24 protein-coding genes, 1 pseudogene and 1 CRISPR repeat array are annotated in these 25,551 nt (G+C 45.8%); of the genes and pseudogenes, 6 read left to right on the plus strand and 19 right to left on the minus strand.

What is annotated here, in order from left to right:
* Nucleotides 1-39: 39 nt before the first annotated feature.
* Nucleotides 40-300, plus strand: a pseudogene (locus tag D082_RS16155) (metal-dependent hydrolase); the annotation flags it as partial.
* Here the strand turns inward: D082_RS16155 and D082_RS19180 are convergent.
* The gene (locus tag D082_RS19180; protein WP_238546917.1) at nt 265-603 is read right to left on the minus strand and encodes an HNH endonuclease; all 339 of its coding nucleotides are present in this window, start codon (nt 601-603) and stop codon (nt 265-267) included. The pseudogene D082_RS16155 and the gene D082_RS19180 overlap by 36 nt on opposite strands.
* A 219-nt stretch (nt 604-822) precedes the next feature.
* On the opposite strand from D082_RS19180, the gene D082_RS16160 reads away from it, so the two are divergent.
* Together D082_RS16160 and D082_RS16165 are read left to right on the plus strand one after the other, a co-directional pair.
* The gene (locus D082_RS16160; protein ID WP_028946577.1) at nt 823-1,428 is read left to right on the plus strand and encodes a ParA family protein; all 606 of its coding nucleotides are present in this window, start codon (nt 823-825) and stop codon (nt 1,426-1,428) included.
* Nucleotides 1,425-1,658 carry a hypothetical protein gene (locus D082_RS16165; protein ID WP_028946578.1) on the plus strand — a complete coding sequence of 78 codons (234 nt, stop codon included), beginning with the start codon at nt 1,425-1,427 and terminating at the stop codon, nt 1,656-1,658. The genes D082_RS16160 and D082_RS16165 overlap by 4 nt, the downstream gene beginning before the upstream one ends.
* Nucleotides 1,659-1,772: 114 nt before the next feature.
* Here the strand turns inward: D082_RS16165 and D082_RS16170 are convergent, their stop codons facing one another.
* The 5 genes from D082_RS16170 to D082_RS19350 form a co-directional block, all read right to left on the minus strand.
* Nucleotides 1,773-2,189: a cytidine deaminase gene (locus tag D082_RS16170; protein ID WP_028946579.1), complete on the minus strand. Its 417-nt coding sequence runs from the start codon at nt 2,187-2,189 to the stop codon at nt 1,773-1,775.
* 390 nt (nt 2,190-2,579) lie between these two features.
* Complete coding sequence (locus tag D082_RS19480) at nt 2,580-2,834, minus strand: hypothetical protein (protein ID WP_369796151.1); 255 nt, start codon at nt 2,832-2,834, stop codon at nt 2,580-2,582.
* The gene (locus D082_RS16175) at nt 2,794-3,633 is read right to left on the minus strand and encodes a DNA cytosine methyltransferase (protein ID WP_028946516.1); all 840 of its coding nucleotides are present in this window, start codon (nt 3,631-3,633) and stop codon (nt 2,794-2,796) included. Before D082_RS16175 ends, D082_RS19480 begins: the two co-directional genes overlap by 41 nt.
* Before the next feature lie 32 nt (nt 3,634-3,665).
* Entirely contained in the window at nt 3,666-7,376 is a 3,711-nt protein-coding gene (locus D082_RS16180; protein WP_028946517.1) for a hypothetical protein, read from the minus strand.
* A gap of 853 nt (nt 7,377-8,229) precedes the next feature.
* Nucleotides 8,230-8,457, minus strand: coding sequence for a PAP/fibrillin family protein (locus D082_RS19350; protein ID WP_144428765.1), 228 nt, complete (start codon nt 8,455-8,457; stop codon nt 8,230-8,232).
* Nucleotides 8,458-8,772: 315 nt separating this feature from the next.
* Between D082_RS19350 and D082_RS16190 the strand changes: the two genes are divergently transcribed.
* Complete coding sequence (locus D082_RS16190) at nt 8,773-10,971, plus strand: ATP-dependent RecD-like DNA helicase (RefSeq protein ID WP_040122981.1); 2,199 nt, start codon at nt 8,773-8,775, stop codon at nt 10,969-10,971.
* A 102-nt stretch (nt 10,972-11,073) separates the two neighbouring features.
* On the opposite strand, the gene D082_RS16195 is transcribed toward D082_RS16190, so the two are convergent.
* From D082_RS16195 to csx18, 13 genes are all read right to left on the minus strand, one after another.
* The gene (locus tag D082_RS16195) at nt 11,074-12,090 is read right to left on the minus strand and encodes a glycoside hydrolase family 10 protein (RefSeq protein WP_028946520.1); all 1,017 of its coding nucleotides are present in this window, start codon (nt 12,088-12,090) and stop codon (nt 11,074-11,076) included.
* Between the two features lie 109 nt (nt 12,091-12,199).
* Complete coding sequence (locus D082_RS16200; protein ID WP_238546919.1) at nt 12,200-12,709, minus strand: hypothetical protein; 510 nt, start codon at nt 12,707-12,709, stop codon at nt 12,200-12,202.
* Entirely contained in the window at nt 12,687-14,036 is a 1,350-nt protein-coding gene (locus D082_RS16205) for a hypothetical protein (RefSeq protein WP_028946522.1), read from the minus strand. Before D082_RS16205 ends, D082_RS16200 begins: the two co-directional genes overlap by 23 nt.
* A gap of 234 nt (nt 14,037-14,270) precedes the next feature.
* Entirely contained in the window at nt 14,271-14,861 is a 591-nt protein-coding gene (locus tag D082_RS16210) for a hypothetical protein (protein ID WP_028946523.1), read from the minus strand.
* 106 nt (nt 14,862-14,967) lie between these two features.
* The gene (locus D082_RS16215; RefSeq protein WP_238546920.1) at nt 14,968-15,783 is read right to left on the minus strand and encodes a hypothetical protein; all 816 of its coding nucleotides are present in this window, start codon (nt 15,781-15,783) and stop codon (nt 14,968-14,970) included.
* Between the two features lie 81 nt (nt 15,784-15,864).
* Entirely contained in the window at nt 15,865-16,491 is a 627-nt protein-coding gene (locus tag D082_RS16220; RefSeq protein WP_028946525.1) for an alpha-ketoglutarate-dependent dioxygenase AlkB, read from the minus strand.
* Between the two features lie 106 nt (nt 16,492-16,597).
* On the minus strand, nt 16,598-16,963 hold the full coding sequence (locus tag D082_RS16225; protein ID WP_238546909.1) for a hypothetical protein: 366 nt from the start codon (nt 16,961-16,963) through the stop codon (nt 16,598-16,600).
* A 176-nt stretch (nt 16,964-17,139) separates the two neighbouring features.
* The gene (locus D082_RS16230) at nt 17,140-17,637 is read right to left on the minus strand and encodes an AAA family ATPase (RefSeq protein WP_028946527.1); all 498 of its coding nucleotides are present in this window, start codon (nt 17,635-17,637) and stop codon (nt 17,140-17,142) included.
* 18 nt (nt 17,638-17,655) lie between these two features.
* Nucleotides 17,656-18,045, minus strand: coding sequence for a DUF6717 family protein (locus D082_RS16235; protein WP_028946528.1), 390 nt, complete (start codon nt 18,043-18,045; stop codon nt 17,656-17,658).
* Between the two features lie 48 nt (nt 18,046-18,093).
* The gene (locus D082_RS18655; RefSeq protein WP_158506527.1) at nt 18,094-18,234 is read right to left on the minus strand and encodes a hypothetical protein; all 141 of its coding nucleotides are present in this window, start codon (nt 18,232-18,234) and stop codon (nt 18,094-18,096) included.
* Nucleotides 18,235-18,378: 144 nt separating this feature from the next.
* A CRISPR array of direct repeats spans nt 18,379-19,448; the repeat unit is 36 nt; unit sequence GTTTCCAATCAATTAATTTCTCCTACGAGTGGAGAC.
* A 206-nt stretch (nt 19,449-19,654) separates the two neighbouring features.
* The gene (gene cas2 / locus D082_RS16240; RefSeq protein WP_011153761.1) at nt 19,655-19,933 is read right to left on the minus strand and encodes a CRISPR-associated endonuclease Cas2; all 279 of its coding nucleotides are present in this window, start codon (nt 19,931-19,933) and stop codon (nt 19,655-19,657) included.
* A 3-nt stretch (nt 19,934-19,936) separates the two neighbouring features.
* A complete protein-coding gene (cas1, locus tag D082_RS16245; RefSeq protein ID WP_028946529.1) occupies nt 19,937-20,926 on the minus strand; it encodes a CRISPR-associated endonuclease Cas1 in 990 nt (329 codons plus the stop codon).
* Nucleotides 20,923-21,291 carry a CRISPR-associated protein Csx18 gene (gene csx18, locus D082_RS16250; protein ID WP_051738958.1) on the minus strand — a complete coding sequence of 123 codons (369 nt, stop codon included), beginning with the start codon at nt 21,289-21,291 and terminating at the stop codon, nt 20,923-20,925. The genes cas1 and csx18 overlap by 4 nt, the downstream gene beginning before the upstream one ends.
* 123 nt (nt 21,292-21,414) lie before the next feature.
* Here csx18 and cas10 point away from each other — a divergent pair, with 123 nt between their 5' ends.
* On the plus strand, nt 21,415-24,357 hold the full coding sequence (cas10, locus tag D082_RS16255; protein WP_028946531.1) for a type III-B CRISPR-associated protein Cas10/Cmr2: 2,943 nt from the start codon (nt 21,415-21,417) through the stop codon (nt 24,355-24,357).
* Nucleotides 24,358-24,359: 2 nt separating this feature from the next.
* Complete coding sequence (locus tag D082_RS16260) at nt 24,360-25,469, plus strand: type III-B CRISPR module-associated protein Cmr3 (RefSeq protein ID WP_028946532.1); 1,110 nt, start codon at nt 24,360-24,362, stop codon at nt 25,467-25,469.
* Nucleotides 25,470-25,551 lie beyond the last annotated feature (82 nt).

A 25,551-nucleotide genomic window follows, 5' to 3' on the forward strand; every position in this document is an offset into this window, starting at 1 on the left:
ACCATTACCCATTTATTAGTAGGGGCGGCTTCCGTTGGCATGGCGGCCCAAACCACTAACCCCGTGCCCATTCTGATTGGGGCGATCGCCAGCCTGTTACCAGACATCGACATCAGCACCAGTCCCGCTGGTCGTGTTCTCCCGTTTATCAGCAGACCCCTGGAGCAAAGGTTTTCCCACCGCAGTGCCACCCATTCCCTGTTAGCTTCCATCACCTTAGCAACAGTCACCTATGGTCTTTGGTTTGCCATGCCGGTTATTCCCTTAGTAATCGTCCATGCCCTGAATATCGGTTACTTCGCCGGTTGGTTTCTGGACTGTTTCACCAAATCGGGGGTGGAAATGTTTTACCCGTTGCCTGCGGTGGTAGTGAAGATGGCAGGGAGAGCATAGGGCCATCAAATTGCTAGGGGAGTTATTACTTGGATCATAATCGCAGTGATGCACCGCCATCCTGAGCCTATACCGTTCTTCCTTCAGCAGACCCTTCCCCTCCCAAGGCTTGAGACATTGCGCCCCACACCGTTCACAGACCCAACTAACGGACTGCTTTTTGTCGAGGGCGATCTGACTCCAATTGGGGGGATAACGGCTATCTTTCATTCCAAGCCCCTAGTAATTTTTTAACACTTGCCCTTAACCCTTAGTAAAAAATTTGAGCCTAAAATGGAGCCGGTTGCCATGACAAATTGTCAGTGAACTGCATACGCAAATCATCATGGAACAAAACCCATGTAAAATCAGGTCTCAAAGTGCGTACTCACACAACCAGCTTATCAAACTGCTGAATCGTTAATTATTCAAACTTTCAAACAATCAAGCATGATTATTACCGTTGCCAGTTTTAAAGGCGGGGTAGGAAAAACAACCACAGCAGTTCATCTCTCGGCCTACTTAGCACTCCAGGGAGACACCTTGTTGATAGACGGCGACCCAAATCGGAGTGCAACCGGCTGGAGCAAACGTGGCTCACTTCCATTCAAGGTGGTTGATGAAAGGCAAGCCGCCAAGTATGCACCCAAGTATTCCAACATCGTGATTGATACCCAAGCTAGGCCGACGGATGAAGATCTGGAAGCCCTTGCTGATGGCTGTGATCTGTTGGTCATCCCTTCCACGCCAGATGCCCTCGCCCTCGATGCCCTGATGCTAACGATTGAGACATTGCAAAAACTGGGAAATAATTGCTTTCGGATTTTGCTAACCATCATTCCCCCCTACCCATCGAAAGATGGTGATGAAGCTCGACAGTTACTAACTACTGCGGGATTACCCCTATTTAAAAGAGGGATTAAACGCTATTCCGCCTTTCAGAAAGCATCCCTAAACGGTGTCGTTGTTTCTGAAGTAACTGATTCCAAGGCCGGCATTGCTTGGTCAGACTACAAAGCCGTTGGCAAAGAAATTATTGAGGAAATTTTGATATGAGCAAATTTAAAGGAATTTTAGATAGCCATAAAAAACCTAGTCAAGCAGAAGCCCCCGCTAAATCGAAAACAAAAGGCAAGCGTAGTGATCCAGACTATGAACAAGTCTCTGCCTATATCCGCAGGGAAACCTATAGGAATGTCAAAATTGCCCTGCTCCAAGAAGCAGAAAAACGAGACTTCTCCGATCTAGTTGAAGCTCTGTTATCTGAATGGTTAAGTAATCAGTGAAGCGAGTACGCAAGTTACCGAATAAACATAATCCCTAAAGTCTTGACTGAATAGACTTTACGCAAAGCATCAATTACTCGATTACTTGCATACGCAAAAAAGCAGGTTATTTTGCTAGGGGTTTGTGTTAACTCCACTAATCCGGTGCAAATCCTCTGGGCCAAATGACCAGGGCAATAGTTCAGTCATTGATAGGGGCCCAGTGGGGGTCATAATTTGCAGTTCCTTGCCCCCATGCTCTAGCAAAACCTGACGGCAACGGCCACAGGGAGCAAGACAGTTATCGTCACTATCAACACAGACCACTGCCACTAAACGGCCTCCTCCAGTACCGATCAAATGAGAGACCAAACTACACTCGGCGCAAAGAGTTAAACCATAGGAAGCATTTTCGACATTACAACCAACAACAATTCGTCCATCATTCACTAGCCCTGCGGCCCCAACCGAAAATCGGGAATAGGGGGCATAGGCATTTCGTCTCACCTCAATGGCAGATCGATGTAACCGCTCCCAACAAATATCAACCATTGGCAAAATCCCATGATTATCTATCGGTGACTCTACTGCACTTTCAAGCTACCCAACAATCTCAAAAAAATTACTAGGGGTTTCGAGAATAAAAGGGATTCTTTCAATGTAATCAGAAACCATTTATGGCAACTGACTAAACATCCAAAAGTTCAAGTACGCAAATAAGCAGACTCAAGAAATAATCAAAGTCATTGTAAACAGGGCTTTTACCCAAATACTCAGTAATTCGCATACGAATCAAGCTACAAATTCAACTAGGCGAAAGTTCAGTTTATCCAACAAAGATCGGCTAACAGTCTCCAAAAATTACTAGGGGTTTAGGTGCAAAGCAATCTGCACCAGTTCGGCGAAGATAGTTAACTGATCGCCGTTGTCAGGATCAGTACATTACACAGACTTACCAAGGTATTGCAGAATGACGGTTACATCCAGTTTTTTCCTATCCCATTCCTGCACCACATCAAGCTTATCCTTGGGGATATAGGCAGAGCGTTTAACCCGTTTTCCCTTTATCTCCAGCTCATAGTGGTAATAGTACTGCTCATAGGATTTTTTGCCCCTTGAGGTCTGTTTTTCGCAATAGTGCAATTGGATGTAACCACTACCTTGGCCCCTGGTGCGCCGTTTGAATTTTATTTTCACCCTGGGGGTCGGAAATAAGGGAATAGAGATAGAGGACTCGCTTAAGGGCAATACTGGCTTGTCCTGGGGTAACGGTTCTGCCAGCCAGTTTTCGGGCTTTAATTCTGCCGGGGGTATTGGTGGGGACAGTACAGGACTGGGGGCTAAGGCCTGAAACCAGTGGGAAGGATAACCCTGAATCAGGGCATAGGCTGTTGCGCTTAACTGTGAGCCATTGGGTATTAGCCCGTTGCTCCTGAACCATTGCTCCAATTTGTTCGACCCAGCTTGACAGTAGGTGCCCAAACAGGCAGTGGGGGTAGGAAACAACAAACAATCTTTCCCTGCGGTGGCCCGCTCCCAGCTCCGCCGCCGAGACAATTTCAACTTCGCCCTGATAACCAGCCATTCGGAGTCCGCCAAAGATTGCTCTAAGGCCTCGATGGATAACTCCCAGGGGTTGCTCAATGACGACAAATGGGGGATGGCACTGGGCAACGATGCGTAACACTTCCCGAAAGAGGGCTGATTCAGGATGGTGGAGGCCTGTTTTGGTTCCTGCGCTACTGGTGCCGGTGCAGGGGAAACCGGCGGTAACAAGGTCAAATTGCCCTGGGCTTGGGTGGTAGTCCCTGATGTCGGCGTGGATGGGGATATGGGGCCAGTGGTCTTGGAGGACGGTATGACAGTCGGGGTCGATTTCAACAAACTGAGTTGTTTGTATTTTTCCTCCGGTTTGTTCTGCGGCCAGGGTGAATCCGCCACATCCGGCAAAGAGATCGAGGTGTCGAAGTTTTCCATGAGTAAAACTCCTTTTCATATTGAGGTTTGCAGTTTAGTTAAAAAAACAGGTCAAACAGGAACCGGGGGCCCGGTATCAAGGAAAGAGCAGAAGGTTGCCAGGATGGTGGAGCGTAAACGCTGGGGCAAAGTGGGCAAATAGTCCTCGGCAAAGGATTGCCAACCCACGGCTTGGATAATTTCCACCACTTCGGCGATCGCCTCTGGAAGGTGAATACCCAAGATTTGAATGACTTCCGGTGGCAAACCATCCAGGTGGGAACTGAGCCTTATAGGAGACTTATAAGAGAAGGTTCTCAGTTCACTTGTATGCAGTAATGCCTTAGTGACTTGAGTGAGGGTAGCCCCGGCATTGGTGAGGACATCGGTAACATTACGGCGGGAGCAACCCAACTTTTCCGCAATGGCTTTGCCCGTGGTTAATCCAGAGCGGATTGCCTCGACAATATTCCAGCGGGCCACCTGGGAACGATCGCCAGCTTGGGGGGTAATTTCAAACCCGTGGAGGCAAACATAGTCTGCACCAAACTCTTTCACCCAGCCTAGATCATGGATGGCGTTTCTATTGGGGTCACCGGTGATGACGAAATGGGTAAATTGCTGGTGGGGGTAACGGTTAGCCCGTTGTCGCCCCAAGTTTTGCAGAACTTCTTTCTGGGAGCGGCGGTGGTAATATTCCTCAAAATCTGCGGGTTGTCCCCCCAGGGCGAGGAATTCGGCTTTGATGGCCCCTAGGTTCGGCAGAGGTAAGCCAGCGGTGAGCATTTGGGATTGCCCCTCAAACTGGTTGCTGCCCCGACTATCTCGATACCATTGCCCCTCCGCCAATAGTTTCTCCAATTGGGATTTGTAGGTGAGCAGAGGCATAGGGCCATAGGCCTGGCATAACGCCTTTTTAACCACCAGGGCTTTTTCTATCGCCTGGTCACTGGGCTGAGAGTTACCCCACCCCGGCAGAACAATCTGCACAACCTTGAGATTCTTAAAGGGCTTTTCCGTTTTGCGCTTAATCACCTTAACTTCCTCCGTTGGTACTTTGAGCAAGCAGGCAAAATCCGTCCCATTGTTGGTGGCATCGAGGGCAATCACATAATCAGCCTCCCGAATGGGGGCCAGCTCCTGACGGCGATCGATGGTGAGAATAAGGTTATGGGGGAAAAGTTGGATCTGGGCTGAGGCTTGGCCATGGAGGCAATGGAGCAAATGGATTAAGCCATTACTGGGCAATTCCCTCAGTTTTTCCTCCGTAATAGCAAAAGCCTCTGATAGCGCATATTGATTACTGCGGCGGAACTGGCCCTTGAGTTTGGCAGTTTCCTTAGCCGTTAAACCCTCAAAAGCTTTCTGATTATCCTTGAACGTAGCCAAGGCTGGGGTTTTAAAGACATCAAATAAATCCCGTTCCCTTTGCTCCAACAGGGCAATTAGTTCCCCCAATAGGTCTTGGTCAAGATGGCCAGCATTGTCCAGAACCTCAGCGGTATCCATGCCCAACTTGGGAGCGTCAGCCATTAACTTTTCTAGCAGAGTAGTTATTTCATCGAGAATATTTTTCTGGGCATCCGATAAGTGGGAATGGCGACGGTGGTAGGCAATTTCCTGATCCAGCCCCCTAATATCGGTGTTGATAGCTTTGGTGGGTTGTTCCTCCGCCGGTTCATCCCAAATAACCACCGTGAGTTCATTTTCTTCTTGGGGAGGTATCTGGCTGGGGTGACAACGGATAATTTGACTTTGTAAAGCTAAGCGTCGCTGCTGGCGGAACATACCGGGGTCAGTGCCACAGTAGCTAAAAGCTGGGCAGGAGTGACAAATGGGATTATGTTTACCGCCCTGGTGGGGGTTATAGCCCTTTTCCGCTACCTGGTTAAACTGCCTAGAACGAATACAGTTGGCCGCTTCCTCTAGTTCCCCATGGGGAAAATACCTGTCCCCGTGGCGGGTCGGCATAGCTTGAATGGTGCTTAAAGCTTCCACCTTGGGGTCACGGTAGGAATGGGAAGCCAGATAAATTTTGATTTCCCGCTCTGGATTCAATTTTTCCAGTCGATGTAAAAGGGCCTTAGCCAGGGGCACAATGGCATGGGACTTACCATCCCCCGTCCAGGAAGCATCCAGAACGTAGCGATTTTTTTCCAGTTGTTTAACTAAGGCATTGACCCGGTCTCCGGTGAACAGCTCCCCATCAATAACAGGGGCACCAAAGCCCTGGGGTTTAAGCCGTTTGACTTGTTTAGTAATCCAATCCTTGAACTCTGCAACGGCGGATTTTAGCCCAGGCACATCGGCAAAGGCTTCCTCCGGGGAAATCAGTCGGATGTTGGCAATTTGTTCCGGGCTGATTTCGTCAATGTCCCCCACGGATTTGTTGTGGCCCTGGCCCCAATCCGCCACATCTACTAGGTAACCCTGGGACTCTATAGCTTTTAGGGTTTTTGTATAAAATCCCATCACCGAAGAATTCTTTTCCATCCCTGCATCAGGGATTAAGCAAAACCTAAATGGACTAGAGAATTTCCTCGAGTTCGACGGGGGTAAGGTATCCGACGGCTCCGTCGGGGTAGGCTCTTTTGTTCCAAAGCTCGACGGCGTACTCCACTCCGTTAATAGTTTCTTGCTTTCCGTGAAGATAGTCCCAATCTTTTGCCCATTCATGGTGGGAAACAAACAGATACCAAGCATCTTGAAAGCAAACTGGGCTGATATCTGTACTGGAAATGAGTACTCCGTCTGTGTATCCTTTGTAGTTTGCCCAGTCAAAAAAGTCGCAAAGCTCATCATAGTGCTTTGCCATACACTGGAAAGCTTTAAATACTCGTTCTTCGTAAGTTTGCATAATTGCTCTTTGACATAATCCTCAATTTGTTTTAATCGGGCTGGATAACGTTTGATTGTAGTCATTCCCGCCGCCCCCTCAAACCCAACTACGGGAAAGTTCAATCTCTGAGCGGCGGACGGAGCTTTGTACTCCGGTCCTTCACAAATGCCGATATGGGTAAAGTCTGTCCAGTTCTCGGGGAAAAATATCCCAAAGGGAGTGCCCCCATCTTCTAGATTGGGCTTGAGCCCACGATTAGCACTAGATATGGCTGAGTATTTTCGGTTGAGGTCGAGGGGGACATTTAGTCGGAGATTGGTTAGGTATCCTCCAATGCCGGGAATAGCAATTAGAATCCCATCGGCTGGGTTGTTTAACCCGTTGCCATAGCGATTGACCCCAGGCAAGTTTACATGGGCTGTATGGCTTAATTTCTGCCACTTTTTCACGCTACGACATCGGGCAATAACCTCTGGTAATATCCCGCGCCCTTCTAGATAGGAGCGATCTTCATCAGTCAAAGTCAATTGGTCAAGGATGGCTTTATAGCCCCTATCCCGTTGCTCTGGGCTGAGACATTTTTCTCGGATTTGCCGCTCAATCTCCTGATTTCTGGCTTCCCGTTCCGCTTTCCTCTTTTCCCAGGCTTGCCGGTCAAAATCATGATCTTGGCGAGGGAAATAAACACCCCATTGCCCATCACTGGTTGTCTTGACATAACGGTAATTGGGGGCCCCATCCCCGTCGGGGAAAGTCATGCACAGCACCCCACCATCGGCAATCAGGCGGCAATTGCCATTGGTTTTAGCGCAGACTGGGCAAGGATTGTGGCGGCTGGTGGGTTGAAAATTACTTTGCCCAAAGCTGGAATGGTTGGAGCTATTGACCAGAAGGGGGGAGAATGCGCTAGAATATCCAATGAATGGAGTCTTAGAATAACTCATGCGTGGAGCCTCCTAATACTTCATGCGTGTGTCTTGGGCATACTCCATTTCTGAAGCTTCCTTCCCTTTGGTTGCTTCTTGCTCTCCCAAAAAGAGCACAAGAACCGACTATTTCTAGATACGCATCCTTTCTTAGGACAACTGCATCAGACCTGGATTCCCGTCGCCGGCAAGCAAGAGGGAATTTGGGTCTTTGGTTGTTTTGGGGAACTACAGGATGCGGCTGACCTTGCCGCTGAGTCATTTCAAACCTCTAAATACTGGATGGTTAATGTTCTCAACGAAACCATACTCCCCTGCATACCTAGGCTTATTGGTGCAGTGGTGGGGAGCCATGACATTAGTGACGCTGCGGAATTAACCTCACATTGTAGATTGCTTTGAGAGTATTGTGATAATTTCAATCTTGAAAAATTAATTTAGGCTCTGGGGCATTGTTAATGCTTTCTACTCCGATGTCCGTTGCCACAGTCTGGAAAATTGCAAAATTGGCAAAATGTTGATAGGGGTTAAACCTACCAAATTAGGGCCAGCCCACTAGTGAGGACTTTTTCTGAAACGTTCATCGGTATTGGTAGTTTGGCCCACTGCTTTGGGTATGGCTCAATTTATTGAGGTGTTGAAAAAAGCCTTTTCATACTGGGGGCATAGTTATCTGTAGCGACCCGGAATCATCAGTGTGGGACCAAATTAAATGGAACTATCGAGAGTCGAAAGGAAGTAAAGAAAAGGTTCCTTTTCTTTACTCTAATTATGGCAATTAAAATTCAACTGCAAACCTTTATCCTGTCAGCCAATTAACTCACTAAATTTATCAAAATTAAGATATACTTCCCCTCAATGAGTTTGTTAACTAAACCCATGTCGATTGGCTAGGTCCGTATATGAACCAATGACCAAATACTGACTGCTGGAGCAACAATATCAACTGATGGTTGGTAAAATTTATAGTTGCAGATAATGTGGTCCTAACCCGATGATTGCGGGTTGCTACAAATATAATTCCTTCGCTCCTCCGCCGAATTCTTAAATTCTCATCAATGTAAGTAATTTCTAGAAATGGAATTCTACCCTCTGGCAATCAATTGGATACAAATTTTCTTGAATCTGGTTTTAGAGTAGCAATGCCTATTGATTTTTGAGTAGGAATAATTATTTCGCCGTTATCATAGCTGATTTGGGATTTTTTTTGCCATAATAATATTGATTCTAGGTAGAGTTGATCATACCATTCTCCCTCTGGAGTTATTTACTCAGTGGAAATAATGCGCTCTAAAATTACGTTTAAATTACTCCTGATCCGGTAGAAGATTAGATAACTGCCAAAGGTTATTCATCTATGTTGATGATTGCCGGAAATGTTAAAAGATAGGCTATAGGGCAAAAAATAACACTAATGGAGAAATCAACAGATTATCTGACAGGTGTAATTGAGCGTATTACGTTCCATTCCGAGGAAACTGGGTACACTGTGGCTCGTCTACAAATGCCTAGGGCTAAGGAATTAACGACGGTGGTGGGGAATTTTGCCAATATCCAGGCGGGACAAACCCTGAAATTAGAAGGCATTTGGAAAGAACATCCTAAATATGGTTCTCAGTTCCAGGTCAATAATTACCACGAAACCAAGCCAGCTACGTTGACGGGCATTGAAAAATACCTGGGCAGTGGCTTGATCAAAGGGGTGGGGCCGGTGACAGCGAAAAGGATTGTGGCCCATTTTGGCTTGGAAACCCTGGAAATTATTGAAGAGCAAACAGAGCGACTGATAGAAGTACCAGGCATTGGCAAGAAACGGGTCAGGATGATTCAAAGGGCATGGGCGGAACAGAAAGCGATTAAAGAAGTGATGCTTTTCCTCCAGGGCCATGGGGTATCCACTACCTACGCAGTCAAAATTTATAAAGAATATGGGGATGATGCAATCCGGGTTGTGACCCATAACCCCTACCAATTGGCGGACGATATTTTTGGTATTGGTTTTCTAACGGCGGATAAAATTGCCCAACAGGTAGGCATTGCCCCCACGTCCAAGTTTCGTTATCGGGAAGGAATTCTCCATACCCTTGGGGAAGGGGCGGAACAGGGCCATTGTTATCTCCCCCAACCAGAATTGATCAAAGCGGCGATCGCCAAGTTGAGTACGGAGGAATATGAAGCAACGGCAGAGGCATTACTAGCGGTAATTGAGGAAATGGTGGCAGTGCAGGATTTGATACGAGAAATATTAAGTGAGGAGGAAATATTGCTATTCAACCCCACTTTCTATCATACGGAATGCAAATTGGCCGGTTATGTGAAGCAAAAGTTAGTCAATGGCCAAATTATTGACATAGATAGGGTAAAAACCTGGATTAACCGTTATACAGACAAAAATGAACTGGAATTATCTAAACAACAATATACCGCTGTCTTATTGGCGGCTACGACGGGAGTAATGATTCTCACGGGTGGCCCTGGGACGGGCAAAACCTTTACTACCCGCACCATTGTTGCCCTTTGGAGAGCGATGGGTAAAAAGATTGGCTTAGCGGCTCCCACAGGTAGGGCGGCTCAAAGATTAGGGGAAATGACGGGATTAGAAGCAAAAACATTGCATCGTTTGCTGGAATTTGATCCTAATACCATGGGCTTTAAGCGTAATGAAAATAATCCTTTACCCTTTGATGCGGTGATTGTGGATGAGTCCTCTATGTTGGATTTATTCCTATCCCATTCCCTCCTCAAAGCTATTTCTCCCAATACCCAATTGCTATTGGTGGGGGATATTGACCAGTTACCTTCTGTGGGGCCCGGTAGTGTGTTGGGGGATTTGATTGCTTCAGAGCAGATAACCATGATCAGGTTAAACCAAGTTTTTCGTCAGGCGGCGGCTATTGCCATCATTCGCCATGCTCATCAAATTAACCGGGGTCAATATCCGCCAATGGAAGCCATTTCTGATCGGCCCCAATCAGATTGTCTTTGGCACAATGGCGGCACAGAACCAGACCATGGGGTGCAATTAATTGGGGAATTGTTAACGGATTTTATTCTGAAACAAGGTTTTAATCTCCTTCAGGATGTCCAGGTATTGTGTCCTATGCAACGGGGAATAATTGGTGCTTGCAATTTGAATGCGGTGGTGCAATCTATCTTGAATCCGTCCCAGGATAACAAACCCCAACTGCAACGGGGAAGCACTATTTTCCGCCTTGGCGATCGGGTTATGCAACTAAAAAATGATTATCATCGAGAAGTTTTTAATGGTGACCAGGGTACTATCACTGCCATTGATCGGGAAGAACAAATATTGACTATTACTTATGATGACCGTCCTGTAGATTACGATTTTGCTGACTTAAATGAAATTGATTTGGCTTGGGCTATTAGCATTCATAAAAGCCAGGGTTCCGAGTATCCAGTGGTGATTTTGCCGTTGTATATGCAACATTTTCTGTTACTAAGCCGTAATCTTTTCTACACTGGTCTAACCCGTGCGAAGCAGTTGGCTGTGGTGATCGGTGCTCAAAAGGTGATCGGTTATGCTGTCCGACAACAAAAAGAGCGTTATCGCTATACTAGGCTTGCGGATAGATTAGCCATTTCTTCATAATATTGGTAATTATAACAATGCTAATCAACCAACTATAGGTCAACAGCGATTTACACTTTCTTTATGAGGACTGTGGGACTGGTTGAGCTTTTTCAGATACCGTTAAAGAATATTGAGATGAATATTAATTACCCTCAAAACCATAAATTCCCAAACGAATAGTGAATGACCCAGATTTTGTTTTTCCACCGCATTAACCTGGTCTTTAATAGATTGTAAATTAAAGGGTTTAATTTTCCTGCCAGTGTAAATGCCGACTCCTACCGGTACATAATGGGAGGCAGTATAAATGCCGGAATTATTAACTGCTTGCTGTACTTCAGCCGGGCTAGAACGATAAATCTGCACAACTACTTCGTCAACTATTCCTTGTTTAACCCACCTTAGCCAATCTTGGTTATATTCTCTCAAGGAAAATTGATAGGGATTAGGGGAAAGACTTAGTTCAAACTCTGGATTTTTAGTCTTAATATGTTCATGCACTTTAGTGGTGAGGGCAGTTAAACTACGGCGATAATCCCCAAATTGCCTGGGCACAGCCCAGTGGTCATCGAGTTGAATACCGGCTAGGGATTTTTCCTTAAGAATGTCATCTATGTGGCCAAGAATGTAGGCTTCCACTTCCGGGTGACTGGGATCCAACCAAACCATGGGAATGCCATGATTTTCTATAACCTGCTCACCATTGGGCATAGTTAACAACCAATCTGGATTGTTTTTGGCAACAGAATCAAATTGGGGCAACATTAACCCGTATTCAAACCAAGCATAGGGTTTTAAACCCTGACGGCGGGATTCCCTAGCCATGGAACCAACGGCATTGGGAAATGGCAATTTGGGAATTAAATCCCCCCGTTGTCGTGTGGGATAAAGTTGCCCCCGTAAGCCATAAACGCTGAAATAAACTCGGTCGTAGCCTGATTTGGAAATGTGATGCAGGGTTTCATCCAGTAGGGTGCTGTAGGTTAACCCCATGGTGCCCACATCGGTAAGCCACACCCCTTTCATCTTGTCCGTTTCTTTAGCAGTCCGAGTCGGGGCACGGTGACAGACCGCCAGTAGCAGGACAATGCCGACAAATAAAGCCGGCCATTTGAGCGATTCGAGTAATTTTTTCATCTAGGCGATCGCCATAACGGGATAGATTACACGACTTGACATAGTTCAGGGAACTCTAAGGAAAACATGGGGCTTTCTCAAATGGGATACGGCCATGGCCATAACTGAATTAGCTCTTGCCGTTTGGTTGCAAAGCCACCGGTAATTTTCCTAAATCACCAGTTTGTTCTATCTCCTCAACAAAAAGATAGAACAAAAGCTTTTCCACCTGCTGTTCTTCCAGCAATAGCTCCAATTCCGAAGGTCCAGGAGTTGGTAATGGTAATGTTTCTTGCGAAGCATCGACCCTTTGAATCTGAGATGGTGGTTCATTGCCATCTTCTGAATCATGAACGCCATTGACAATGATGATGCCCTCATTGATGGTGGTATTGTTTACTGGGCTTGAAGCTGGGGTTGCTTCTGGAAGAGCCGGTGTATCCTGCGGAATATTTGCCGGGGGGGGTGAAGATGCTTGTTCGTTAGGGGGATTAGCTACTGACTCAGGTACTTGCGCTGGTTTTGCTAGCACCTTCGGAGGAACCACATACTCCATAACGCCCGTGGTCATCACCTCCCGCTCATATAACCCTAACAGAGCTAAGGCTTCACTGAAATCAGTTATATCGGCCAAACTCATAGTCATCCTCCAGCAAATTATCATCATCAGCGCCGGGTTCCAGCAGCTCCTGCTGTTGCTCGTCGTGCATTTGGGTCAGGGTCATGCGGGCCCGTTGGAAAAAGCGATTGACTTTCTCCTTATGGCTTTCGTCGTAGGAGCGTTGGGTGTCTTTCCCCAGGGGGAATGATATGCCCATAGCTACAGAGGCGGCACTGGTGATGGCAGAAATGCCCACAAAAAAGAGACTAATGCCTAATTGATCCCATTGACCCGTGGCAAACTTAGTCTGAAAACTGTTGACTCCCAAACTAACTAGTTCCAGACCATTGCGGACTTCCACTGTCGGTTCACCGCCCCCAAGCCGCCAAAAGGGACGAACTTCCACAAATGTTTTGCCATATTGTTGCGGGGCCACTTGCTTAAGGAACATCAGGTCGTTGCCCAGAGTTTGACGCTCCAGTTTAAAGTCCTGCAGTTGTTGCCCTAATTGTTGGAGTTGGTCTTGCTGCTCCGCCTGGATGCGATTCGCCCTGATACAAAGGGGTAACTGTTCTATTGGCACTGTCATGGGCTGGGATTGGCTGCTGAAAGTACCATACAAACGAACGTAACGAGACTGGAAACCCTTTTCCTCCATCGCATTGCTGCGAGGCATAGCTTCCAATTCCTGCCGTCCCTCTTCACACTTGGCAATATCCGGGTGAAGATTGGTCTCTGCAAACTGCAAATTTTTTTGTTTAGCCCCCACAATATTATCCAATGCATCACCAGCCGCTATCTGGGCCAAAGCTGATTGGTTGTTAATCACCTCCATGCCAATGCCTGTGGTAACCGTTTGCAATATGTTCAGGGGAATGAGACCAAAGACCAGGGCGGCGATCGCCAATTTCCAGCGACCTTTATGACCATGGGCCACAGCGGTGGATAAAGCATTACTGGAGGCAAGAACTGGTATGGAGAGGAGAACTGCCATGCCCAGGGCGGGTAAAAAGAAGAGAGATTTAAAGGCAAAGAAGAAAACCGGCAGGTTACCCACCGTATCAATCCAGTTGCTAGTGGTCATTACCACTGCAGTAGCTTTGGCTGACTTTTTCAAATCAGGAGTGACATGGTAATGCCCATGGAGGGAATCGGGATGAACATAGGTAAAGCCTGGCACTAGCTTCTGCAACTGCTCAATTTTGCCTCGGAAAGTCTGGGCGTGGTTCTGCTCCTGCTGCAAAATATCAGGATTACGAGCTTTCTCCACTAAATCAGGGCGGTTCGTTTTCAGCCATTGGATCAAGTCCCGCACCTGCTGGCGATCGCCGTCAGTGATCAGAATGGCATCCGTGTTGATGGTCATATAAATGTAGAGTTAAGTTACCAATAAAGTCTCGGGGATTCAATCGGTGCGGTGACTCCACCTGCAATGGGGACAAATATAAAATTGTCACATGGTCTATGTCAGTCCCCCCAAGCCCCAAATTAGGGGGATGTCCACATGGAAAAAAAGGGAATAATACGATTATTCAATTCAGATAACTGCAGGGAAAAGATATTCCAGAGCAAGAAAGATAATTTCCCTTTGATATTAGCTTTAAGACCGTAATTTAGTTTTTGTCATAATATGTTCTAGCTCATCTAAATAGCGGCGATTATTCCGTCCGAAGGCAATGCCAAAATTATTCATAATTAACAGAGCCACGGCCAAATCGCTTTCATAGTAGCCGGCGTAAAGCACATAAAATAGCATCCCCACCAAATGGTCAATGGTTACAGTATCTTCAATTATTTCCGCTTTACTAGGGGGAGGAGAAGTGTAAACAACGCCCAAGCCACCGGTATTTGCTGCCTTAAAAAATAGGGTAGCTAGGAAATCATCAAAATCGCTGATTTGATCACAAATAACCGTGGGGGTCGATTCATTTTTAACAAAATAATCCCTCACCTGGGCATCAAGCACTGCAAAATTAAAATTATTGAAACCCTCATCTACTTCTTTAAGAATGTCCCAAATTTCTGGAGATACATCAAAAATAATACTTAATAGTTTCAGATGCCAAGAGTAAAAATTCTGCTCGCTTTCTGCTAATCGCTGTAGGCATTCTTTGGCTTTATCTGTTACCTTGATTTTTTTACCAAGGATACTAGAAAGCTTAGATTCAATTAATGCTTTGAAATCAGTCATAGTGTCTGTTTATTTGCTTACTTACCACCTTTGCATTAAAGCAATTGGGTAGAAAATAGTTTTTCTACAGAAGGGGAAATGGATAGCTCCCTCTCCCCTTATGGATTTATTGCTTGAGCAAGCAGAGGGAAAATTGCCGAATCCATTTTTTGGGAATCAAACCATTTTGACCAGTAAGAAGATGCCTCCGTATGGAAAATGGCAAAGAAAATCTATTTTCATATTTCAGTAGGCGATCGCCATGGTCAAAGACCGTAGTAATACCCGGAGTGGCATCAGCAAGCTGCTTGAGGAGCTGTAAACACCGAGAAGTTTGGGGGTAATCAAGGTCAGAAAGCAATAACGTACTCCCTGGAGCCATATTGTTCATCAAAAACTGCATGTTCTGCTTAAACGCGCCTAAATTAGCTCTATAAATCTCATTCAGACAGTTTTGAATAATAATAAGTTGGCTATTTTGAATATTCCATTCAGCTGGGAAAAGGGCATGGCGTTGAGCTAAGTTTAAAGGATGACCTTCATATTTGTAAGTAATATTAGGAGCTAGATCCGCCATTAGCCTTGCAGTTATTTGACACGCGGAGCGCCATTGATGAACATTAAGGTCATAGGAAATTGCTTTTAAAGAAGAAGCAAATCGTAATTTTTGACGATAGGTTGCTAAAGCGGCTGCTTCCGGCATGGGCCCAGAACCCAATAATGTGACTTGTAAATTGCGTTGGCGGAGTAAATGAGCAACGTAATGGTGCTGACTTGCTAAGGACAAGTTGTGATGGGTTTGTTGAACATAGTAGGGGTAATAGGTGAGCAAGTAAGCTGCTTGAATCTGGGGCTGTCCATAGTCAACCTGAACGTTATTGGTGCGGTAGCGCTGGCGAAGTTCTTTAACGGCTGGTTGTAATCCAGATAAAAAACTAGGCATGCAGCGGAAATTTTGGCCATAGGAATCCATCACTATAGGCAATAGTGCATCGTACATATTTATTTTTAAATCAGTGGAGAATTATTGAATAAAGCGGAAGGTTAAATTAATGCGAGGCTCAACAAATTTCTTTGTTTTAGGGATTTGGTGAAGCCAATATTCTTGAGTGGTGTCCAACATCAGCAATATTGAGCCAGAAGTTAATATCAACTCGACCTTTTCAACGGTGGGATCTGTCTTGTGTTTGAGGAGAAAGCGACGGGTGCCTCCAAAACTAACCGAAGCAATGGGATAGTCTTTTTTAAGTTCTGGTTCATCGTCAGCGTGCCAACTGACTCCATCTGCTCCAGTGCGATAAAAATTCAATAGTACAGAATTAAAAGTTGCCTTTGCTAGGGTCTCTGCTTTGGTCTTGATTGCTTGCAATAGGGGTATCCATGGTGTTGGTTCCATGGCAATGCCAGAGTAGGTGTAACTTCGTTCTGGGTCACCATACCAAGCAGTCAAGCGGGGCAAGGGTTGGGACTTGCCGAAGAGAATAATTGAATCTTGTTGCCAACAAATTTCTTTTTCTAGTCGATCATAGTAACGAGAAGCTTCAACATCACTGAAGATAGAGTGATAAAGTTGTAAATGGCCATCGGGGATAATGATTTCTTCGGGAGAGCTATTGGGATAAATATCAAAAAGGCTGAGTTGTTTAATCAAAATCTTTTACCCTCGTCGCCACAACTTTAAGTTATCACTGCAATAGAAAAAGCCTTTTCCAAAAGCTCCATCAATCCGTAAGTTATCAGAGAAGCCCATACTTTTGTTACCTCAAAACCTGGAGATACAGTTCTTCGGGGTGTCCATTACTAAAAAAGCTCGTCATAGTGGAGGAAAACCAAGCCCAATCTTGGCTTTCACTGATATACCAGTAACCGTCAAATTCGGGTTCCTGGCGGCGAAAGCTCAAGTGCAAACCTGGAAATTTCTGGGCACTAAAAATCAACTGAAACTTAGCTCCGTCATTAGGTTCAATACCCAAGCGTGTCTTAGCTAATTGGGTTAAAACAATATTTGTGCCCGCCACAAAGGGTTCTGCCATGACTCCCAAATTAGGAGCATCAAAGGCCCAAGTGCGACCGAGCCAGTAGGGTTCAATGGTGAATAAACTGTTGTTGATGCAAGTAGTCATTTTGTCTTTTCTAATTCTATTGATTCGGCAATTATTTTTATATCTCACTGCTAGAAATCAGTTTTTCCACTGACTTCTTAACTGTTTATAGTCAATCAAAGTAAGGTTGAGACGGCTAAGGTCTTTACCAAAGAGGCTTTTAGCTCCGGTCAGTGTCTTACTTTCAATTAAATCAGCTATAACTGTGAAAAATCAATGTTTTCTAGCTGGTCATAGGGAATATGGTGGAATTCAGTAAATCCTTCATCTTTACTAGGAGGGGATTTTTCTAGGGCCATGGCATAAATCTCAATCACATCTTCGGGAACCTGTCGCAGTCTATTTTTATTCCTTTGGCAGCAAACTTCCAATGGCGTTTGTAAATACCAGCCAATAATCTTCAAGTCATCCAATTTTTTTAAGCTGTCCAATAATTCTGAGCGCCAAGCTTTTTCGGCATTAGTGGCATCATAAATAATCTCTTTTCCAGCGGCGATCGCCTGGGCAATTTGAGTAGAAATCTCCCTATTGATTAATGCCCAATCTCCCTGGGTTGCGGCATCTCCAAATAAATCCTTCCTAATTTGGTCAGTGGAAATTATCTGGCTTTGGGGTATGGCTTGATGGAGATGGGCCGCCAGGGTGGATTTCCCACTGGCCGGACAACCGATTAAAACATGAAAAACAGATGTCATTATTGCGGCATTGCTTTGTTATTGATCGATAGCCCGCACTTGAATGTAGAGTTTTTCAGGATGACCGCCCGGGAAAAAGTGCAGGGTAGCAGGGCATAACCAACCCCGATCGCCAAAGTCAAGGTTTTGATAATCATTGCCAGCGTCCACTACTTTGTACCAGTAACCTTCATATTCTGCCTCTTGCCGCTCGAAACAGGCGTGATAACTTGGAAATCCCTCGGCACTGAAGATTAGCTCGAATTGACTGCCTTGTTCTGTCTCCAATGTCAATTCCCTCTGGACAATGGCGCTCAAAATGGCGTCAGCCCCGGAAACAAAGGGTTCCCCCAATAGACCCACTTCGGCTGCATCAAACGCCCAGGTGCTTCCGGTCCAATAGGGGTTAATGGTGAAAATACTATTCATGTCTGTCTGCTTCTCCGTGAAAAATTGCGAGTTCTGGTGAATGGATTACTACGGCTGGTTCCGAGCACGGGAAGAATGGAGCTTTTTCCGCAGGGCTTGGAGGCGGGCTTTTTGTCGCCGCACCTTTTTGGGAGCCCCTGCACTCTTTTTTTGCTCCTGTTTTTGAGACTGCCAGTGTTTTAGTTGCATGGTGGATGACTTAACTCAGCATCTGCTTTTTAGCATGGCATTAGACAACCCCTTTTCTTGATTTTTTATTCAGTACGAATTTTAAAAACACCGTATACTCCTGGTGATCCAAGGGAGTCTTGCTGGCAATTATTACCGTAGCGAGTTTTAAATCAGTTAATTTCTCCTACGAGTCGAGACACTGAAGCTGGAATTCTAAAAAAAGTATTAAGAACTGTTTCCAATCAATTAATTTCTCCTACGAGTGGAGACGAATCATGACTACATTAACCTTTGTTCAATCTCTAGTTTCCAATCAATTAATTTCTCCTACGAGTGGAGACTCAAAGTAAAAAAGAAAGATCGAATATTCCTAGAAGACGGGTTTCCAATCAATTAATTTCTCCTACGAGTGGAGACTACGGAATGTGAACATAGTAGTGCCGTGGGCGACTACGTTTCCAATCAATTAATTTCTCCTACGAGTGGAGACGAGTTGGGATCATTTACTCCCCAAGACTTCATCAGGTTTCCAATCAATTAATTTCTCCTACGAGTGGAGACTCCTTCTTTATAACTAAATTGTCACCGGCGTTTATCGTTTCCAATCAATTAATTTCTCCTACGAGTGGAGACCTTCTTTAGACAAAAAATCAATAAAAGAACTACGCAAGTTTCCAATCAATTAATTTCTCCTACGAGTGGAGACAACAACATGGACTTCCTCAATCTTCTGTTTGTTTAGTTTCCAATCAATTAATTTCTCCTACGAGTGGAGACAACAACATGGACTTCCTCAATCTTCTGTTTGTTTAGTTTCCAATCAATTAATTTCTCCTACGAGTGGAGACTGCATTGCAGCGAACAGATCGACTGGCTGGCGGCACATGTTTCCAATCAATTAATTTCTCCTACGAGTGGAGACATTGGTTGTGTGGCTGGAATCGCCTCAAGAACAACCTTTGTTTCCAATCAATTAATTTCTCCTACGAGTGGAGACACAGCGGGCTGTATCAGCCCAACGGCAAGGAAGTTATCTATTTCCTGGTTTCCAATCAATTAATTTCTCCTACGAGTGGAGACATGTTTGGCATCCATGCTGCTCCTTACAACCTTTTTGCGGTTTCCAATCAATTAATTTCTCCTACGAGTGGAGACCCGTGCTAAAAACAGCGCTTGCACTGCCCGCCCGGTCGGTAGTTTCCAATCAATTAATTTCTCCTACGAGTGGAGACTGTCTCCATTTTAAAGCCTTACGGGACAAGGCATCCAATCCTCATTTGCGAGGCTCAGCAAAAACTGACTATAATCGGAAAAGCTCAATGTAAAAATAGCGGCTGAAACCCTTATACACCAAACCATCGAGGCTCGCAGCGAAAAACGGACATTACAGCGATTTTCCAACAGCCTCGCAATGGTACACCAATAATCAGCATAGATTTTAGACAATGACTGAACCGGGGGGCTTAGTTAATGGAGGTTCTCCCCAAATATCAACCTGGGTGAGGGTATGCCCAGACAAAGGATAAAAACGCAAACTATCTTCCTCCGATTGATAAATTTTGCGGAGACGCTTTTGCAATTCATTAAACTTAGACTTAGATAACGTACATTCAAATACAGAATATTGCACCCTTTGGCCATAACCTTCCAATAAATCGGCCATCTTTTTACGACGGCGATCATCAGGAATATCGTAGGCAATAACATAGAGAAACATCAATTAGCGAATTAAAAAAGGAGAATAACTGTTAGAAGGGGAATAAATAAAAGCCTTATATTTTTTTACTTGATCGATTAGACAATGCCAGCGGGGAAAATCACCCTGGTCAAAAGACAAAACTTTCTCCATTCTGCCCACAAAAGCTCCCAGCCATTTTCTTCTACCGGAGCTATTGAGAAAACAACCACCATTTTGGAAGACAAAATCCTCCCCTACATCGATCAAACGACGATTGATCATATACAAAACCAAAGAATCCACTATAGGGACTCGAAACTCCTCAATTAGATCCGAAGCCAAGGCCGCATGGCGTTCCGAACCTTGATGTAGACAAGCCTGATAGGGGTCTAACCCCTGCAATTCAATCAAAGTTAGTAAATGATTCCAAAGCACCTGATAGCCAAAACTAAGCATGGCATTAACCGGATTACCAGGGGGACGACGGGAACGACCAAAAAAGATAAAGTTAGAATTTTTGATGCAATCTGCCCAAGTTTGAAAATAAAGATTAGCCGCTGTGCCTTCATAGCCCAACAGTTGTTCTAGCCTCTCAGCTTTTATTGTTAACTCAACAAAGTGCTTTAGCCCATCGATCGCCAATTGAAGAGAAGGGGTGGGGTGCTTGCGGTGTTGGCGTTGGAGAAAAACTCGAGCATTTTTTATTTTCGCCGTCACAATGGTACGGGCGGTAATCAACCGTTGTTGCCAGCCAAGCTCCTGCTGGTATCGGCTCAGATGACGATAACCCCGTTCAATCGCAATAATACGGCCGTAGCAAAAACCCATGCGGGAAAGATACAGAATAGGAATATTGCGACTCAGGCAAGCGTGGATCGCCTGGGTAGTGACCTGGGCCTTGCCAAAAATCAATACCTGTTCCAAAAAAAGCAGTTGCACCTCCGCCAAAATCCGATCCTGACGCTTCACCAACAGAAACTCCTTTCTTAGGGAAACATAACAGTCAGATTGGGAAACATAGAGAGTTTTCACCAGCGGTCCCGCCTTTGGATAGGTTGATGGGAAGTTTGAGGAGTAATACCGACATTTGGATTAGCATTAGTGGGTAGACCATGGGGATTAGTCCCCTGGAGCAACCACCGCACCACAACATCACCAAAAACACTGAGCATGAAAGTCGAACAGGCCACCAACAGGGTATTGATAATCACCGCCGCCAAACCCAAAGGGGCAATAAGCAAAATCACCAAAGTGATCAGACCATTGGCAATAGCCAGGACAAGATTGCGGGCAAAGAGAAGTCGGGAAGGGGAATACATGCTACGGGACACAGTGAGGAAAGTTGCCGAAATTTTAACTCCCCTAACCACAAAAATAGTATGAAGTTTTTTAAACACAAGTATTAAGAAAAGCTAAAATTTGTTCTTTTCCTTGGGAAGTCCGCTAGGCTAACGGAATCAAAGTTGCTTAATGGCTTTGAACTGAAATCTGCAATTCCAAGACCAAAAGGAAATCAGCCTGTGTCTGAAGTTTACTGGCAAGCAAAAATTTGGGGGCTACTCCACGACCCCGCCCTCAAAGCCCTGCATAACAACTCTGGAAGAGGAGGAGAGGGAGCTTGGCAGTCCTTGGGCTGTATGCAAAATTGGGTATCACCTAAATCCAGCACAGAAAAAAAAGACGGTGAACTGAGCAATAGTTGGCTTGATCATATTGGTTTGTCCGATCTAATAGCCTCCGCCAGCGATCGGGGAGCCATTCATTATATTGGTACGCCCATAGACTATGACGGCAACGGGCTCGAACTTTCCCATCTCCTATCCGGGGCTAAGCTGCCATTAAAACTAGCAAATCATAGCGAAATTATTGGCCAAGGTAATCGACGTACTTACCTAGATCAAAAAGAATTAGAGCTGATCCAGCAAATGCCAGCGGAATTTCTCCAGGGTACAGACAAAGCCCAGGAATGCTTTTGGTGGTTATGGCGATGTTTGCCCGAAGTAGTGGCCCAACAATTTGGTGCAGAGAGCCTGTTAATGCCAGCGGAAACCCGTTTACCCGACGCTTCCATCTGGAGCCATGGCAGTATGACCGCCGCCTTAGCCGGAGCATTGGCGGGCTATGACACCAACATTGAAGACATTGCCAAAGGAGCGAGAAATACGCCCAAATCCCAAGCTTATCTGGCCGTATTCACCTTTAGCCCCATTCAAGAACTAATTAAAGCCAGCCGTAAAATCAAAGACTTTTGGGCCGGGTCTTGGATATTGCACTACTTGTCCGCCAAAGTTTGTTGGGAATTGGCCCAGCAGTATGGCCCCGATTGTTTCCTGTACCCCAGCCTGTACAGTCAACCCTTGATCGACCATTGGTTGCTAGAAAAATATGGTGGGCAAGGCTTTAGTCAGTGGGTGCCCCAGCCAGGCGATCGCCAATTATTAACAGCGGGATTTCCCAACGTAATTATGTTGGTACTGCCCAAGGAAAAAGTCAGCGCCGCCATGCAATCGGCCAAAAATCATCTACTAAACGCTTGGCGAAATATTGCCCATTTAGTCTTTGCACAATTGCAACAACGACATTGGCAAAAAAACTTAAACCAAACCGATCCCACTTGGAAGCATTGGCTTGATGCCCAGTGGCAGACCTATTGGAGTGCCATGGCGATCGGGGCGGAGGGAAAAACCTTAAAAAGTGTGGGCATTCCCACCCAAACGCCTGAAAGTAAAGCCCAGCGAGACCAATGGGTTAGGGAACAAAATGAAGCATTTTCCGCCAGTTTATTTGCCCAGGAAGAATTGGACTTTATCGAAAAATCTACGGATTTGTTTATCCAGCAACGGAACCGTAACTATGCGGGTAGCTTAAATGTGGGTTCCTGGTGGGCAGATATCTTTGGCCAAACCAGATTTACCCTTAGTGCGGTTAAAAATGCCCGCAACTGGAAAATTCCCACTGCCTTTGGCCCCCGATCCACCATTTCCGGCCTTGGGCCAGTGGTCCATCCCCAAGCCCCTAGTCACCAACGAGATTGGGTTACAGAGGGAGATACGCAAAAATATTGGCAACGACAGGCAGGGTTATTTGATGGCAGTGAACAGTTAAATGCCACGGAAACAGTGAAGCGGGGTTTGGAAAAAGTTTTGCCTGCATTATTGGGACGGGGAGCCAAGGAATTAAAAACCTATTACCCAGACCTCACGGTGGGCATAGCGGGATATTTAAAAACCCAACCGGATGGTTTACCCATTTTTCAGCAGGCCTGCTCCGCCATCTCCCAAAAAATCCTTGGCGATCGCCATAAAGTGGCCGATTCTGTTACCCAAGATTGGGGGATTCCCTGGGTCGAAGAAAACATGGAGAAAAAATATCATCCCCGGCTATTAAATTCGGGTTGGTTAGTGGAAGAATTGGAAGATCTCGACCAAATAGAGTTGCCCAGTTATCGCCAAGCATTGCAAACAGAAATAGAAAAATTTTATCCCCAGAATAATCCCACTAGTTGGTATGTTTTAGCCGCGGGGGACGGGGATGGCATGAGTGAATGGCTCAAGGGCACCAAAATGAGAACCTACGGCGATTACTTTCCCCAAGTTTTAACTGTGCTGGAAGACCTAAAGCCAACTTTTGAACCCTTTAGCAAACAGCCTAAACGGATGGGTCCCGCTACCCATAACGCCCTTAGCCGAGCCCTGCTGGATTTTTCTAACCAATTGGTGCCCTATCTCACTGAACAAAGATATGCAGGCAGATTAATTTATAGCGGTGGAGATGACGTACTGGCCTACACCAATCTGTGGGAATGGGATCAATGGTTGTGGGATATTCGCCAAGCCTTTCGCGGCGATCACGATGAACACAACGAATTTGACAGCACGGGGCATTATTGGCGCTCAAAAACTGCCCGCAAAAACTTGCCCCAACGGCCCTTGTTTACCATGGGGGATGGGGCCACCATTAGCTTTGGCATTACCATTGCCCATCATTCTGTCCCCCTGGCGATCGCCTTGGAGCATCTTTGGGAAGCAGAAGAGGAAGCCAAGGAACATGAGTACGAAGAAGAAGGGAGTAAAAAATCTAAGGATGCAGTACAGGTTCGTATCATCTACGGCAACGGCAACAGCTTGAAAGCCACCAGCAAATTTGACACGTTTAGGGCATGGCAAGAGTTAGTGGCCATTGACGATTTGGATGCTTCCACCTATGAAACCGCCGCTACAGTTTTAGACCAGCATTCCATTCCTGTCCGGGAAGCAATTATGCCCTGGGTCAATGTATTAGTGGAGCGCCGCAGTAATTTGCACAAAGATCAACAAGCAACTTTGAGATCCCATTTAGCTTGCTTTTTGATCAAACTTTGGCAAACCACTAACCCCAATGATCGGGAAAAAGAAGCCAAAAATTGGCTTAAAGTTGCCGCATTTATGAAACGGAACCGTCACATTAAATTTCCCCATTCCTAATTATGTATTGGTATAGCCTCACTCCCCTCGATATTCTCCTACTCCGGGATGCTAAACCCTTCACCCCTGGCGATCGGGCCTGGGCTGGCAGTATTTTTCCCCCCAATGGTCATACCTTAGCGGGAGCAGTCCGGAGTTTGTTGCCCCAGAATCAAACCATCAGCTTAATAGGGCCATTGTTGTGTCATAAGGAAACCCTTTATTTTCCTCGACCGTTGGGCTTTGTCGGCAAAACCCCCCTGTTACCTTTGCCTTGGCACGATGCCACCAGTCCCTTACAAAGTCAGATGTTGTGGGATAAAACCCAGCCGGCCCCCTTAGCACCGCTGGAAACTGTTTCTCAGAAAGATATAAAACGGGACGAAAAAGAAGCCCGTACTTGGTTGCCCTTAGATGTGATGATGGGTTACTTGCAAACCGGGACCATTAAACCGGAGGATTGGGCCCGACCGGAGGACGAAGATAGTCAACCTTGGACCATGGAAAGTCGCCCCCACAATTCCATTGAAGCTGGCACTCGTCAGGTTAAGGACAGCGATGGTTACTTTGTGGAAAATGGCATTCGCTTAAAGGAAAATTGGTCGTTGGCGATCGCCGTTGACCAGACAACCCATCAACAATTGCAGAGTTTTCCCCAACCCCTTTCCATGCGACTGGGGGGAGAAGGCCATCGAGTCACCCTGGCCCATCAGCCGGCCTTAGACCAACAATGGCAACGCCTGCAAATATTGTCCGACCAGAACTATCAACAACGGCAAAAGGCGATCGCCTATTTAATGACCCCAGGCATTTTTGAGCGGGGCCGGGATGGGGTTTCCACCTGTCGTCCCTATCCCTGGGAGTGGAAACTAACTCACAATCAAGGTTCCTTTATCTCCATGGCGACGGATCGGGCTGTGTCCATTAGCCCCCGCATTCGGGATCGTCAGCGCAATCCAGGCCATAGCATCCCTGCCCCCCAGGTGTTTGCCGCCCCACCAGGCACTGTTTATTACCTGAACCAACCCCAGGGTTTATTTGCCGATCAGGATAATGCCCCCAAACATTTACAACAAACCAGAAAATTAGGTTATTCCCATTTGCTTTGGGTTAACTTACTGGAATCTCGGTAAAAACTAAACCCATCACTAACTTTCCTCATTATTCCTCGGCTTTTATGGCAACGCTCCCCAGGGAGCAACTAATAGATTGACT

Source organism: Synechocystis sp. PCC 6714 (genome assembly GCF_000478825.2).
Classification (GTDB): domain Bacteria; phylum Cyanobacteriota; class Cyanobacteriia; order Cyanobacteriales; family Microcystaceae; genus Synechocystis.